Here is a 12537-nt window from a genome sequence, read left to right on the forward strand (position 1 = left end):
AGCCTCCTGGGCACGACGCTACGCCATCCCGGATTAACGTATCCATAGTGGGAAGGGGACAGATGTGATCACGCCCGCGCTCGCCCGGGAACTGGCCGCGCTGGCCAGGCTGGGTGAGGACACCTCCATCGAACGCGTCCTGCACGGCCTGACCAACGCCCTGAGCGCCGGGGTGCCCGGCTGCTCCGGGGGTTCGGCCGAGCAGTGGGCGGGCAACCGCCGGCTGCTCGTCTCGGCCTCGCACACCGAACTGATCGCCCTGGTCGAAGGGGAACGGGCACTCGGCGAAGGGCCCTCCGTCGAGGCCCGGCAGAGCGGCAACCGCGCCTTCGCCGGCGACCTGCTGCGCGAGCCGCGCTGGCCGCGCTACGCGGCGCTGGCCACCACGCGCGGGGTGCGCTCGGCGCTGATGGTGCCGGTCGAGGTGGCCTCCTACCAGCTCGTCGTCGGCCTCTACTCGGTCCGCCCGCGGGCCTTCCCCGAGCAGGCGGCGCCCGCGCTGGGGGAGATGCTGGCCGAACAGCTCGGCGTGGCCATGGCCAACCTGTACGACTTCGACGAGGTCCGCACCGGAGCGGCGCAGTTGCAGGAGGCGCTGGCCGGCCGGGCCATCATCGACCAGGCCAAGGGCATCATCATGAAGACCAGCGGATGCTCGGCCGAAGAGGCGTTCGACGAGCTGCGGCGGATTTCCCAGCATCACCAGGTGAAAGTGGCCGATCTGGCGAAACTGCTGGTGGAGGAGCACTCCAAGCGCAAATGAGCGGGGCTCATGCGGAGGCCAGGGCCTCCTCCAGCGTGCCGTACATCGGCAGCCGCTCGGCCAGCCCGGTGATCCACATCACCTTGGCGGTGCTGTAGCGGACGCCGACCAGCCCGAACTTGGCCCCGTCGGTCAGATTGGCCTGCCAGCGATGCACGATCAGACCCAGCGCGCGCGAGTCCATGAAGGTCACCCCCGACAGCTCCAGCAGCAGGTCACCGGGCGCGGCGGCCAGGCCGTCGGCGAACTGGTCGCGGGTGGTGGCGTCCAGCACGCCCTCGACTCTGACGACGGTGAAGCCGCCGGCCGCGGTAGAGGTCAATTCGAGGGTGTTGTCCACGCGGCAACCTTACTGTCACGGCAACCGGGTTGAATACTTCGCCCCGGATGGGGGATACTGTCTCCAAGTCCAGCAGAGGGCTTCGGCAAAAACGGTTGCCTCTGCATGGGCTTTTTCTCGTTGCAGAGGCTCTCCCCCATAGAAGGACACAGAGATGACTCTGCGGGAACGAGTGCTCGAAGACATGACGGCGGAAGAACTGCTGGCCGACATGAACCGGCCGGAGATCGCCGACTACACCAGGGAACGCCTGCGCGAGCGCATCGTCGAGATGCACCGGCCGCTGGCCATGGAGATCGCGCGGCGCTACCGCTACCGCGGCGAGCCGCTGGAAGACCTGCTCCAGGCGGCCTACGTCGGCCTCATGAAGGCCATCAACGGCTTCGACGCCGAGCTCGGCCACGCCTTCCGCGGCTACGCCGTGGTCACCATGACCGGCGAGGTCAAGCGCCACTTCCGCGACCGCACGTGGGCCATCCGCGTGCCGCGCCTCTACCAGGAGCGCCGCTCCGAGCTGAACCGCCTGGTCTCCGACCTGAGCCAGGACCTCGGCCGCTCGCCCACCGTGGCCGAACTGGCCGCCAAGATGAACATCAGCGAGGAAGAAGTCCTGCTGACGCTGGACGCCTCCGCCGCCTACAGCACGCTCTCGCTCGACGCCCCGCTGGGCTCCGAGGAGGACGCCGCGTCGCTGGGCGAGGTGATTCCCGACGAGGACGACACCCTGGGCACCATGGTGGACAGCGAGTCGGTCCGCCCGCTCATCGACGCCCTGCCGCATCGGGAGAAGAACATTCTCCTGCTCCGCTTCTTCGGTAACATGACCCAAGCGGAGATCGCGGCCGAATTCGGCATCTCCCAGATGCACGTCTCCAGAATCCTGCGGAAGGTCCTCGACCAACTCCGGGCGGAACTGGTCGGCTGAAAGCTGGCGAATGGACGGATTTCCAAAGCCCCCAGCCGGAGTGCCAGTCGAACGTCTGACATTCCGGCTGTCCGACCTGTCCAGAATCCGGGACCTCGCCGAGAACGCCGCCCGATCGATCGGGCTCAGCGAGCAGGGCGTGGCGGACGTGGTGATCGCGGTCAACGAGGTCGCCACCAACGCCGTCACGCACGGACTCTTCGACACGGCGCACCTGTCCACGTGGGTGGACGGGGGAGACCTGGTCGTGGAGATCCACGACCAGGGTCTCTGGACGCCGCCGTACCGGCCGGCTCCCGGTCCCCGCTCCACCAGCGGGATGGGGCTGTGGGTGGCGCGGCTGCTGGCCTCCGACATCTCCTTCCGCACCGAGTCCGACGGGAGCCGGGTGACGATGCGCTTCGGGGGCAAGAGCTGACCTGAGGGGACGGGGGCCGCGGGTCCGTCGGGTGGGAGCGGTTTCGGCCGGTCGCCGGGGGAAGGGATGAACCATGACATCCCGCATCTTGATCGTCGGAGGCGGCTATGTAGGCATGTACACCGCGCTACGCCTGCAACGGGCGCTACGCCGCGGCGAGGCTCAGATCACCGTGATCGACGCCGACTCGTACATGACCTACCAGCCGTTCCTGCCAGAAGCCGCCGCCGGCAACCTCGAACCGCGGCACGTCGTCGTCCCACTCCGCCGCGTGCTCAACCGGTGCACCATCCTCAACGGCTGGGTCACCCGGATCGACACCGGCACCCGCACCGTCGAGTTCGCCCCGCACCGCGGCCGCGCCCGCCGGCTCGGCTACGACCTGCTGGTCGTCGCGCCCGGCTCCATCTCGCGCACCCTGCCCGTCCCGGGCCTCGCCGACGCGGGCATCGGCTTCAAGACCGTCGAAGAGGCCATCCACCTGCGCAACCACGTCCTGGCCCAGCTCGACCTGGCCGCCTCCACCGACGACCCCGACATCCGCCGCGAAGCGCTCACCTTCGTCTTCGTCGGCGCGGGCTTCGCCGGCGTCGAGGCCCTCGCCGAGCTGGAGGACATGGCCCACGACGCCATCCGCGCCTACCCCGGCCTGAACGCCGGCGACCTGCGCTGGATGCTCATCGAGGCCACCGACCGCATCCTGCCCGAGGTCGGGCCGGAGATGGGGCGCTGGACGCTCGAACAGCTCCGCGCCCGCGGCATCGACGTCCGCCTGCGCACCCGGCTCGAATCGGCCAAAGACGGGCACATCGTGCTCGACGACGGCACCGAACTCGACGCGGCCACCCTCGTGTGGACCGCCGGCGTCAAACCCCACCCCGTCGTACGGCAGGGCGACCTGCCCGTGGACGACAAGGGGCGGGTCAAGGCGACCGCCTTCCTCACCGTCGAAGGGCGTGAAGGCGTCTTCACCGCGGGGGACTGCGCCGCCGTACCCGACCTCACCAAGCCGGGGGAGTACTGCGCGCCCAACGCCCAGCACGCGGTACGGCAGGCACGGGTCCTGGCGGACAACGTCCTCGCGGTGGTGCGGCGGCAGCCGCTGCGGCAGTACCGGCACGCCTACGCCGGGTCCGTGGCCAGCCTGGGGCTGCACAAGGGGGTCGCGCAGATCTACGGGCAGCGGCTGCGCGGGCCTGTGGCGTGGTTCGTGCACCGGACGTATCACCTGTCACGGGTGCCGACCTTCAACCGGAAGGTGCGGGTGCTCATCGACTGGACCCTCGCGCTGTTCTTCCGGCGGGACATCGTGGCCCTGGGGGCGCTCACCCATCCGCGGCAGGAGTTCGAGTTCGCGGCCCGAGAGCAACAGGCCTCCAGCGGGGCCTCTTCCTGAGTGCGGCGAGGCGCCCGCACCCCTTCCCGGGGTGCGGGCGCCTCGCCGTGCCGGGTGGACTAGCGGCGCGTGCGGTTGCGGCCGCGCCAGCCGCTGTAACTGCTGCGGAAGCTCGCCGTACCGATGCCGGCCTGGTGCAGCGCCAGCAGGCACAGCCCCAGCAGCATGATCGTGGTCCCCGAGATCCCGATGCCGGCGTCAACCAGCTGAAGCAGGAATCCCAGACCGAAGATGATCGCCGAGACGATGGCCAACATGTCCCGTCACCGCCCTTCGCGGCCCGCCAGCGACACCAGTCGCTCCAGAACCGCTCGATAGTCGCGCAGCGCCAGCCGGAGCTGCTCCGTGTCGTTCTCGCTGGAGTTCTGCCAGCGGTTGCGCAGCTCCGAGGTGCGGGAGCCGAGCGTGTTCGTCAGCGCGGTGACCACCTCGTCGACGAGCTGGTCGGCCCGCTCGACCGCCTCGCGCGGCTCGTCCACGAAGCCCGCCTGCACCTCGCGCCACCGCTCGTGGAGCTGGACAGGGTCCTGGTCGAACAGCTCGAACGGCTGCGCGGCGTGCGCGGCCGGGGGCGGGGCGGGCTGGGTGGGGGCGTCGGAGGCGATCAGGATGTCGCCCGCCTCGCCCTGCCCTTCGGGGGTCCGCTGGCTCGGGACGTGCAGCTCGTCGCGGTCGTCGTTGTCGTGCTGGAGGTAGGGGTGGGTGCGATCCGGATCCCCGTGCGGCCCGCCGTGCTGGTCATTGGGCTGCTCGTCGGGCTGCTCGTCGGGCTGCTCGGCGTGGTGGTCGTTGTGCTGGTCGTTGTGCTGCTGCCGGGACTGGTCGTCGTCGATCCGCTCGTGCCGGCTCGCCAGCTCGTCGTTCGGCTCGCCGTACAGACCGGTCGGCTGCGTCCGCTCCTGCGCGCTGTCCGCGATGCCGTCGCCGTCCCTGTCGCGGGCGTCATCCGCGTGGTCCTGCTCTTCTCGGTGCCCACCGGCCACCAGCCGGTCGCCGTGGTGCTCACCGGTGCCGTCGCCGTCGTGGAAGCCGTGCTCGCGCCGCTCCCGCTCCAGCTCCTCCTGCGTCCTGCCTCTGTCCGTCATATGTCGTCACGTCCTGCGGGGTCTCTGCGCTGCTGAGGGGTGCCGTGGCCGTTGTGCGCGTGCCGCTCGTGGTCGGTGTGATCGGTGCGGTCGTCGAGCAGCTCCTGGAACAGGGCCCGGTAGTGCACCATCGCCTGCCGGAGATCCTCCGTCGAGGCCTCCTTGCGTGCGGCGCGGGTGCTGATCGCGTGGGCGTCGCGGTAGTGGCCGAGGGTCGCGCCATGGCCGACCGACAGGGTCGACAGCCGGTCCTCGAAGTCCTCGGTCGGGTAGCCGCGCTCGGCCATGACGGCCGTCACGAGCTGGTCGGCCTCGGTCACCGCGAACTGCGGCGCGTCAACGAACCGCTCCTGGACCTCCGTCCACCGCTTGGCGTACGCCTGGCGGCTCTGGTCCGGCAGCGGGCGGATGTCGAGCTCGGCGAACCGCTGCTCCCGTGCCCTCAGTTCTTGCTCGGCCTCACGCCTGGAGTCGGACTCCGACATGAGGCGGTCGTATTCCGGGCCGAACCGCGTGCGGAGGCGGTTGCGGCGTTGCTGCTGCAGCACGAGGTATCCCACTGCAGCGATCGCCACCACCGCGACCACGACGACGGCCACCCAGATGAGAGTCTCGGTGGACATATCTTCGCCTCCGGGTCAACTTGGTTGACCCCGCGACTGCCCGTCAACCGGCGTCTGAAACGCCTCCACCCCCGCTGGGGGCGGCTATTCAGCCCCCTTCCCCCTTGCCGGTGATCAGCTCACCCCAGCGCTTCCCGCGCCCGGTTCAGCAGCCGTCCCACATGTGACCCATCAGCTCACCCCAGCGCCTCCCGCGCTCGGTTCAGCAGCCGTCCCACATGTGACCCATCAGCCCCCACCGGCACTTCCGCGAACCCCTCGACCGGGTCGTACCCCACGTCCAGCCCCGCGTCCACCAGCCGCTGCGCCCACCTCAGCGCCGTGTTCACCTTCACCTGCGGGGGCGGACTCCCCTGCGCGATGGCCGACAGGTTCCGCAGATTCGTCGCCGGACCCGACTGGCTGTGCTCCCTGGCCACCTTCCACGGGATCGCCCCGCTGTGATCCAGTTGCGGCTTGGCCACCCCTGCCGCCCGCTTCGCCTGGAGGACGCCGGACTCGCTCACCCCGAAGTGCTCGGCCAGCTCACGCACCGTCCGCCCCTCCGCGACCAGCCTCACCAGTTCCGCCCGGTCAATCGAGGGCCGTCGACCCACCCCGCACCTCCGCTCCGGCCTACGGTTGTGCGCAGGCGCCTCCGATGTGCGCTAAGGTTATGACGTCCCGCCGCGACAAGCAGGCGGAGACACAACCGGGACGTAGCGCAGCTTGGTAGCGCACTTGACTGGGGGTCAAGGGGTCGCAGGTTCAAATCCTGTCGTCCCGACGGTTGGAACAGGCCGGTCGGTCTGGGCGAAAGCCCAGGTGGACCGGCCTTTCTCGTGGTTGCGATCATGTCTTCTCCTCTCTTATACGGCTCGGAGCTGGGGACACGATAGGTGTCAGGTGCGCGCTGAGAGCCCTTCCCGCCTCGGCGATGGAGTCAAGGTCGGGATGCAGGTAGCGCCGACCCGTGCCCCGCAATCTTGCGGAGCACATGAACCGGTACACCGGCGTCGGCCATCCAGGTGAGGCCGGTATGGCGGAGATCGTGACGCCTGAGGTGCTCGAAGCCAAGGCTCGTGACACCTGGTCCCAATGGGTGGCGTCCCTGAGCACCGCTGTCATGATGCGCCCTCCACGTGGCCCGTAGAAGAGCCGGGCGTCGTCATCGTCCTCGCGGACGGCCGCCATCCGCCTCAGCACGAGCTCGCGGATCTCCGCGATGATCGGCACCTTCCTGGCCCGTTTGCCCTTGGTGCCCTTGTCGACGAGCCCACCCGGCCCCGGGGTGGTCTGCCGGCGCACTGTCCACGTCCAGGTGTCGGTGTCGATGTCGCCGACGCGCACGCCGGACACCTCGCCGATGCGGGCCGCGGTGCAGGCCGCGAAGAGCACCACGTCGCCCCAGCCCTCATATTGGTCGGCGGAGCGCTCGACCAGCGCCCGCGCGAGTCGGTCCAAGGCCGCCCGCGCGCAGCAGGGCGTCGACGGTGGTCTCGCCTGGCGGCCCGGTGACGGTGAAGGCGGCATGCGTACGGTTCTGGGCACACGTGAGCATCCATGCCGCCAGGTCCCGGCCTCGATGTGCGGCTGGACCTGGCCGTGCGATTGCCGCTCGCCACCGCGCGCTGAGCCCTCTGCGGACGGCGCCCCAGGCCCCTCGATCTCGTCGCCGGCGAGGTCCTGCCTGATGTGCCGGGGACCGGGGCTCAGGTCTTCCTCCCGAAGACGCCCCAGCCGCCAGGTAGGTTCTGACCACTCACCGCCTTGGCACTTCCGCTCGGGTGCCGTCAGGCTTGTAGGCGGGCAGCCACCTCAGCGGCTGCTCGCTGGCCCGACAGGATCGCGCCGTTCATGGTGCCGGAGGTCTCATCGGCTGTCTCGGTGCCGGCCCAGTGCACGAGTCCGACCGGCTCACGCAGGAACCGCCCGAACGAGGTCCATGCCTTCGGCGCCGGCGCAGGGTTCGGTCCACCGGGCGCGAACGCGTCGTTGCCCCAGGAGAAGTCGGTGTAGTCGATGGCGTGGCGTGCGAACTCGCCGTAGAGGTGGACGAGGTGGCTGAGGACGCGGCGACGGCGCTCGTCCTGGTCGTAGGCGTCGAATCCGCGGGCGTCACAGAACACCATGAGGATGCCCGGGCCGCTGGGGGTGGGGCTGACGTCGAAGGTGAGGAAGACGGTCTCATCGTCGGACACCCCTTCTCCGGACAGTCCTTCGTCGCGCCAGAACGGGCGGCTGTAGGCGACGAAGGCCTTGCTGAGCGCTCCCAGCCGCCAACTGCGTGACAGCCCGTAGTGGTGGTCGGGGAGGGCCGGGGTGAACTGGATGGTGGCGCGGTGGGCCGGCGACGCCGTCACGATGGCGTACCGGGCTTCGATCGTGTGCTTGGCTGTCTCGACCGTGACGCGGTCACCGGTCGTGGTGATGCGCTCCACCGGGGAGCCGGTGATCACGCGGGCCGTCATGGTGTTGGCGAGCTCGCTGACCAGCGCGTAGGTCGTTCCGAGCATCCGGTCCTGTTGGTCACCGCCCTCGACGGCGAGCATGTGCTGGATCCCGCCCAGGTTCTTGATGTAGCGCATCACGTTGAACAGCGACACGTCGCCGACGGGTGCGCCCCAGTGCACCAGGCTGATGACGTTCATGAACGTGCGGGTGCCCTTCAGGGCGCGGAGGCTGGTCAGCCATTCGCCGAAGGACATCGCATCATGCCGCGCGGCCTCGGGGTGCTCCCATGGCGATGAGACGGGCAGGTGGTCGACCATCTTTTGCAGCCGGTTCATGACGCGCCAGAGGTCGAGCATCACTAAGGGCGCCAGGGCGGTGATGCCGTCGGTCTTGCGCCGGCCGCCGAAGGAGATGACCCCCTTGCCCTGATGGAACTGGGGCACGAACGCGCAGCCGAGCCGGCTGGCGAGGTCGCGGACGGCCGTGTGTCCCGGCGCCACCCAGGTCGCTCCGGCATCGACGCGAACACCCGCGATCTCGGCCTGACGGATCCGTCCGCCGATGCGGTCGCGGCCTTCGACGACGACGACGTCGTGCCCTGCTCGGGTGAGCTGGTCTGCTGCTGTGAGCCCGGCGAGTCCGGCGCCGACAACGACGACGTCCACGTCGGATCGGATGCTTGCGCTGGTCATGCTGGCGCTCCGTTCGTGCTCGGCCTGGCGGCTCCTGTCTCCATCCATTTGAAACTGTACTGACGAGTCAGTACAGTTTCAAATCGGTGAGTATCACCACTCGGCCCGCATGACGAGGAAACGCCCCGGCTCCTAGCGCCCCTTGGCGCTAGGAGCCGGGGTCCGTGAGGTTCTCCAGTTCGGCGCGTAGGGCGTCGAGCTCGGCGCGGTCAGGCTTGAGACCCCATCCAGCCATCAGGCCGGCACCGTCCACGGCGCTGAGGATGACAGTGCGCGCCCCTACGGAGAGTCCGTCCTCAACCATCTCCGCCTTCCACTGCGCCCCGTCTTCGGCGACGATCTCGGAGACCCCGGGAGTGACAGCGAGGGAAGCCAGCAGGAACAGCCGCTCACCGACCGCGTCGATCTCGTCGCCTTCCAGCGATGCCCGGATGAAGGCGCGCGCCAGACGGCCAGGCCGCTGGCCGTCCTCGATGCGGGTGTGGACCGTTTGATGAAAGCAGGCGAGCACATCGCGAGCCAGTGCGACCCATAGTGCGTTCTTCGAGCTGTAGTGGTAGACCACGGCCCCACGCGTCAGGCCGGCCGCAGCCGCTACGTCGTCGAGCGTCGCCTTCGCTCCCTGCACTGCGACGACTTCCCTCGCGGCGTCCAGAATCAACCGCTTGGTGTCCTCGGGCCCCCGTCCTGCGGTGCGTCCCATCAAGCCCTCTCCCCATCGCGGCGGGTGGCCTCTGGAGTGCTGGGACGTCGAGCATGAGGAGGGCCATCGGCCGACCGGGTCGCCCAGCGCGGGAAGCCGCTTACGCGCCTAACTGGTCTGACTCGTCAGTGTAGTTAAGGGTGTCATCAAGGCCCGCCCGCCCTAGGTGCTAGCCCGTCTAGGACCGGGCACCTCCGGGAGGAGGCCACCGAGTTGGACCGCCGCAGGGGCACCCGTTTCATAGACGACCGCTTATGAACCATGCGCGGCGGGAGACCGTGTCCAGGGCGGACGCCGTTTCAGAGGTCGGGGCAAACAGCGGGGTGTGTGGCTTTCGGGGTGCGCGCCGACGACTTCCTCCGCGTGGAGGCCCACGACTGCCCGATGACCGCCTGCGCGGCCCCGGCCGGCTCACCCTGCCGCACCGGCAAGGGCAAGGTCGCCATCCAGTACCACACCGCCCGCTTCCGCCTCGTGCCCCCTGGCCAAGGCCCTCACCGTCGCGACCTTCACCCGATGCGTGGCCCGCTACGGCCCGGACGGCACCACCCTGCAGCGCGTGGCCGACGAAGCGGGCACGGCCCGCGGGCACATTTGCCACCACGCAGGCAACCGCGAGGAACTGCGCGAGCTGTTCGCCAGCGCATCATCAGCGGGCACACCGACCAGGTCCGCCTCCTAGCGCAGGACGGCCCGCCGGGCAGCGCGCCCAAGCCATGATCGGTTACCTGTTCGGCGAGCAGATGACGCCCGGCGACGAAAGCGCCGCCATCGACGCCCTCCTGGCCGCCGCCCGCTTCGACGACACCCTGCGCGAACGCATCCACGCCGTCTACGCCGGACCGACCCGGCTGCTCCGCGACAGCCTGGCCGACGACCACCCTGGCCGACCAGCCGCCATCTACGACGACGCCGCTTACCAGGTGATGGCCCTGGCCTACGGCCATTGGAGCTTCATGGAGATCGGCTTCCCCGCCACCATGGGAGCATCAGCCCACCCGCTCGCCTCCGCAGTCCTGGCCGACGTCGCCGCCAGCCCACCGGCCTGACCAGGCTCTACTGACCCCACCGTGGAGCTTCTCATCCACTTCGCCAGCCATCTCTGAGCCCACAGAACTGCGATACCTGTGAGTTATGGGCTCGAACCCGAGACAGAGGCCAGTATCGTCAACTCCGGCCCGATCCTCCCCGAAGGCCGATCGGTGAAGGCGGAGGCTGCTTTCTCCGAAGGCGCCACAAAGGACGCCAGAACTGCACGCTTGTCTCAACGCAGTCTCCGGTCACCCAAGAGGGTCGCTGGACGGACGCGCTGATGGGCCGGCCAACGCGTCCCAGGCGGCCATCGCGCAGGTGATGACCGCTTCCAGCTCCGCCCGGTCGGCGCCGTCGCGGGCCTGGATGGACAGGCCTTGCACCACGGTGGTGTAGTAACGGGCGAGGGCGTCGAGGCCGCCGGGCGAAAGAGTGAGATCGCCTTCGGCGACGCCGCGGGCGAGACGGTCCTTGACGGTGTTGAGCATGTCGAGCCGCAGGTCGGCCAGGAACTCCCGGACAGCGTGGTTTTCCACCGCGCCGGTGGGTGCCGCCAGGATGAGCATGCAGTAGTGCGGATCGTCGGGGCCGGTGATCTGATCGGCAGTGGCGCGCAGCATGGCGTGGATCGCGGCGCGCGTGGTCGGCTGTTCGCGCAGCGCACGCCTGGGCGGCTCGCCCGAGGTCGCGCCGTACAGTGCCATGACCTTGCGAAACAGATCTTCTTTGTTGCCGAAGTAGGCGTAGATGCTGGCCGAGGCGATCCCCATGGCCTCGGCGAGGTCGTTGAGCGAGGTGCCCTCGTAACCCCGTTCCCAGAACACCTGCAACGCCTGACGCAGAGCGGTGTCGGGGACGAACGTGCGCGGCCGGCCGCGAGCAGCCATCCCGGGCTCCCTCCAGGTTTGTTTGTCGTTCGATCAACTCTACCTTGACCGCCGGTGGCGTGGCGTGACACGGTTTGTTTGTCGTTCGATAAACAAAGGAGTGAGGCGTCCATGGACATCCCTTCCGTCATGCGAGCCCTTCAGCAGACGTCGCTGGACGGCCCGCAGGACCTACGCCTGATCACCGACGCACCAGTTCCACGCCCGGGACCGGGCGAGGTCTTGATCCGGGTCACCGCCGCCGGGGTGAACTTCGTCGACATCTCGCAATCCCGCGGCACACTCGCTAACGGCCCGCGCCCGCCGTACCTGGCCGGAATCGAGGGCGTCGGTGAGGTGATCGCCCTCGGCGAGAAGACGAGCGGGCTGGAGCCCGGCGTGCACGTCGCCGGGGTCCGCATCGCGGGCGGCGCCTTCGCGGAGTACATGGTGGTGCCCGCCCCTGGGGCCGTCCCGGTGCCGGACGGCTGGGCCGACGAGCAGGCTCTGGGTCTGCTCGTGAACTGGCCGACCGCACTGGCGGCGCTCAAGCCTCTGGGCGGGCTTACTCCAGGGCAGACCGTCCTCATCCATGCGGCGGCCGGCGGGACCGGCGAGGCCGCGGTGCGGATGGCGAAGCATTACGGCGCGACGGTGATCGCGACGGCCTCGCCGGAAAAGCACGAGGTCGTGCGAGCCCTGGGCGCCGACCACGTCCTCGACTCCCGCAGCGGCGACATCGCCGGCAAGGTCCTCGCCCTGACCGGCGGAGCAGGCGTCGATGTGGTGCTGGAGTCGATCGGCGGCGCCACGCTGGAGGCCAGCCTGGCAGCGGCCAAGCGGGTCACCGGCCGGGTCGTCGTCTACGGCGCGGCCGGCGGAGAGGCCACGCTCAGCAACTCCGGCCTGATCTACAAGCACCAGGTCCAGGTCATCGGCCTGAACATCGGCACCCTGATCCAAGCCGCGCCGCACATGTTCGGCGAGGTCATGGGGCAGTTGTTCGGGCTCATCGCGGCCGGCGTGCTCGGTCCCGGCAGGCCCACCATGCACGCGCTGGCCGACGGGCCCAAGGCCCTCGCGGAACTGGAAGCGCGAGCCACCGTCGGCAAACAGGCACTACGGATGGGCTGACCCCGATTACGTGCCGTTCGGGCGAGGGTCAGGCGGCTGCCGATGGGACCCGGGGCACGGCGGCGTTGGGGTCGGCGCCGGCGAAGGCCATCCCGATGATGAAACCCGCCACTTCCTCAAGCTGCCG

Annotated in this window: 16 protein-coding genes and 1 tRNA gene; 8 read left to right on the forward strand and 9 right to left on the reverse strand. The window is 69.5% G+C overall.

The genetic code is table 11. The features are described from left to right. Nucleotides 1-64: 64 nt before the first annotated feature. A complete protein-coding gene (locus ACIBG7_RS11165) occupies nucleotides 65-763 on the forward strand; it encodes a GAF and ANTAR domain-containing protein (RefSeq protein WP_357924834.1) in 699 nt (232 codons plus the stop codon). A 7-nt stretch (nucleotides 764-770) separates the two neighbouring features. Here the strand turns inward: ACIBG7_RS11165 and ACIBG7_RS11170 are convergent, their stop codons facing one another. After that, a complete protein-coding gene (locus ACIBG7_RS11170) occupies nucleotides 771-1103 on the reverse strand; it encodes an anti-sigma factor antagonist (protein WP_357924836.1) in 333 nt (110 codons plus the stop codon). A 154-nt stretch (nucleotides 1104-1257) separates the two neighbouring features. Between ACIBG7_RS11170 and ACIBG7_RS11175 the strand changes: the two genes are divergently transcribed. From ACIBG7_RS11175 to ACIBG7_RS11185, 3 genes are all read left to right on the forward strand, one after another. Further along, complete coding sequence (locus tag ACIBG7_RS11175) at nucleotides 1258-2028, forward strand: SigB/SigF/SigG family RNA polymerase sigma factor (protein ID WP_357924838.1); 771 nt, start codon at nucleotides 1258-1260, stop codon at nucleotides 2026-2028. A gap of 40 nt (nucleotides 2029-2068) precedes the next feature. Beyond that, nucleotides 2069-2446 carry an ATP-binding protein gene (locus tag ACIBG7_RS11180; protein ID WP_397335928.1) on the forward strand — a complete coding sequence of 126 codons (378 nt, stop codon included), beginning with the start codon at nucleotides 2069-2071 and terminating at the stop codon, nucleotides 2444-2446. 73 nt (nucleotides 2447-2519) lie between these two features. Beyond that, the gene (locus ACIBG7_RS11185; RefSeq protein WP_357924842.1) at nucleotides 2520-3842 is read left to right on the forward strand and encodes an NAD(P)/FAD-dependent oxidoreductase; all 1323 of its coding nucleotides are present in this window, start codon (nucleotides 2520-2522) and stop codon (nucleotides 3840-3842) included. Nucleotides 3843-3901: 59 nt separating this feature from the next. Here ACIBG7_RS11185 and ACIBG7_RS11190 read toward each other — a convergent pair whose 3' ends face one another. The 4 genes from ACIBG7_RS11190 to ACIBG7_RS11205 all read right to left on the reverse strand — a co-directional run bounded on the left by ACIBG7_RS11190 (nucleotide 3902) and on the right by ACIBG7_RS11205 (nucleotide 6146). Beyond that, nucleotides 3902-4099: a hypothetical protein gene (locus ACIBG7_RS11190; RefSeq protein WP_357925650.1), complete on the reverse strand. Its 198-nt coding sequence runs from the start codon at nucleotides 4097-4099 to the stop codon at nucleotides 3902-3904. A 6-nt stretch (nucleotides 4100-4105) separates the two neighbouring features. After that, a complete protein-coding gene (locus ACIBG7_RS11195) occupies nucleotides 4106-4927 on the reverse strand; it encodes a hypothetical protein (protein WP_397335929.1) in 822 nt (273 codons plus the stop codon). Continuing rightward, nucleotides 4924-5550 carry a hypothetical protein gene (locus ACIBG7_RS11200; protein ID WP_357925654.1) on the reverse strand — a complete coding sequence of 209 codons (627 nt, stop codon included), beginning with the start codon at nucleotides 5548-5550 and terminating at the stop codon, nucleotides 4924-4926. The genes ACIBG7_RS11195 and ACIBG7_RS11200 overlap by 4 nt, the downstream gene beginning before the upstream one ends. A 176-nt stretch (nucleotides 5551-5726) precedes the next feature. Further along, complete coding sequence (locus tag ACIBG7_RS11205; protein ID WP_397335930.1) at nucleotides 5727-6146, reverse strand: helix-turn-helix domain-containing protein; 420 nt, start codon at nucleotides 6144-6146, stop codon at nucleotides 5727-5729. A 96-nt stretch (nucleotides 6147-6242) separates the two neighbouring features. Between ACIBG7_RS11205 and ACIBG7_RS11210 the strand changes: the two genes are divergently transcribed. Further along, nucleotides 6243-6316 (forward strand) — tRNA-Pro (locus ACIBG7_RS11210). Between the two features lie 156 nt (nucleotides 6317-6472). Here the strand turns inward: ACIBG7_RS11210 and ACIBG7_RS11215 are convergent. The 3 genes from ACIBG7_RS11215 to ACIBG7_RS11225 form a co-directional block, all read right to left on the reverse strand. Then, the gene (locus ACIBG7_RS11215) at nucleotides 6473-6553 is read right to left on the reverse strand and encodes a hypothetical protein (protein ID WP_397335955.1); all 81 of its coding nucleotides are present in this window, start codon (nucleotides 6551-6553) and stop codon (nucleotides 6473-6475) included. Nucleotides 6554-7322: 769 nt separating this feature from the next. Next, the gene (locus ACIBG7_RS11220) at nucleotides 7323-8675 is read right to left on the reverse strand and encodes a flavin monoamine oxidase family protein (RefSeq protein ID WP_397335931.1); all 1353 of its coding nucleotides are present in this window, start codon (nucleotides 8673-8675) and stop codon (nucleotides 7323-7325) included. A gap of 148 nt (nucleotides 8676-8823) precedes the next feature. Continuing rightward, nucleotides 8824-9378 carry a TetR/AcrR family transcriptional regulator gene (locus tag ACIBG7_RS11225; protein ID WP_397335932.1) on the reverse strand — a complete coding sequence of 185 codons (555 nt, stop codon included), beginning with the start codon at nucleotides 9376-9378 and terminating at the stop codon, nucleotides 8824-8826. Nucleotides 9379-9898: 520 nt separating this feature from the next. Here ACIBG7_RS11225 and ACIBG7_RS11230 point away from each other — a divergent pair. Together ACIBG7_RS11230 and ACIBG7_RS11235 are read left to right on the forward strand one after the other, a co-directional pair. Continuing rightward, a complete protein-coding gene (locus tag ACIBG7_RS11230) occupies nucleotides 9899-10060 on the forward strand; it encodes a helix-turn-helix domain-containing protein (RefSeq protein ID WP_397335933.1) in 162 nt (53 codons plus the stop codon). Nucleotides 10061-10094: 34 nt separating this feature from the next. Continuing rightward, nucleotides 10095-10427 carry a hypothetical protein gene (locus ACIBG7_RS11235; RefSeq protein WP_397335934.1) on the forward strand — a complete coding sequence of 111 codons (333 nt, stop codon included), beginning with the start codon at nucleotides 10095-10097 and terminating at the stop codon, nucleotides 10425-10427. 231 nt (nucleotides 10428-10658) lie between these two features. Here the strand turns inward: ACIBG7_RS11235 and ACIBG7_RS11240 are convergent, their stop codons facing one another. After that, nucleotides 10659-11297 (reverse strand): TetR/AcrR family transcriptional regulator, encoded by a 639-nt coding sequence (locus ACIBG7_RS11240; protein WP_397335935.1) that lies wholly within the window; start codon nucleotides 11295-11297, stop codon nucleotides 10659-10661. A gap of 111 nt (nucleotides 11298-11408) precedes the next feature. Between ACIBG7_RS11240 and ACIBG7_RS11245 the strand changes: the two genes are divergently transcribed. Further along, entirely contained in the window at nucleotides 11409-12410 is a 1002-nt protein-coding gene (locus ACIBG7_RS11245; RefSeq protein WP_397335936.1) for an NADPH:quinone oxidoreductase family protein, read from the forward strand. Nucleotides 12411-12537 lie beyond the last annotated feature (127 nt).

The organism is Nonomuraea sp. NPDC050328, from assembly GCF_044459405.1.
Lineage (GTDB): Bacteria > Actinomycetota > Actinomycetes > Streptosporangiales > Streptosporangiaceae > Nonomuraea.

What these genes read in the sequence shown, in the direction of transcription:
- ACIBG7_RS11175 (WP_357924838.1), top strand. Translation starts at nt 1,258, where the DNA reads ATGACTCTGCGGGAACGAGTGCTCGAAGACATGACGGCGGAAGAACTG.
- ACIBG7_RS11185 (WP_357924842.1), top strand. Translation starts at nt 2,520, where the DNA reads ATGACATCCCGCATCTTGATCGTCGGAGGCGGCTATGTAGGCATGTAC.
- ACIBG7_RS11190 (WP_357925650.1), bottom strand. Translation starts at nt 4,099, where the DNA reads ATGTTGGCCATCGTCTCGGCGATCATCTTCGGTCTGGGATTCCTGCTT.
- ACIBG7_RS11195 (WP_397335929.1), bottom strand. Translation starts at nt 4,927, where the DNA reads ATGACGGACAGAGGCAGGACGCAGGAGGAGCTGGAGCGGGAGCGGCGC.
- ACIBG7_RS11200 (WP_357925654.1), bottom strand. Translation starts at nt 5,550, where the DNA reads ATGTCCACCGAGACTCTCATCTGGGTGGCCGTCGTCGTGGTCGCGGTG.
- ACIBG7_RS11215 (WP_397335955.1), bottom strand. Translation starts at nt 6,553, where the DNA reads ATGGCCGACGCCGGTGTACCGGTTCATGTGCTCCGCAAGATTGCGGGG.
- ACIBG7_RS11220 (WP_397335931.1), bottom strand. Translation starts at nt 8,675, where the DNA reads ATGACCAGCGCAAGCATCCGATCCGACGTGGACGTCGTCGTTGTCGGC.
- ACIBG7_RS11225 (WP_397335932.1), bottom strand. Translation starts at nt 9,378, where the DNA reads ATGGGACGCACCGCAGGACGGGGGCCCGAGGACACCAAGCGGTTGATT.
- ACIBG7_RS11235 (WP_397335934.1), top strand. Translation starts at nt 10,095, where the DNA reads ATGATCGGTTACCTGTTCGGCGAGCAGATGACGCCCGGCGACGAAAGC.
- ACIBG7_RS11240 (WP_397335935.1), bottom strand. Translation starts at nt 11,297, where the DNA reads ATGGCTGCTCGCGGCCGGCCGCGCACGTTCGTCCCCGACACCGCTCTG.
- ACIBG7_RS11245 (WP_397335936.1), top strand. Translation starts at nt 11,409, where the DNA reads ATGGACATCCCTTCCGTCATGCGAGCCCTTCAGCAGACGTCGCTGGAC.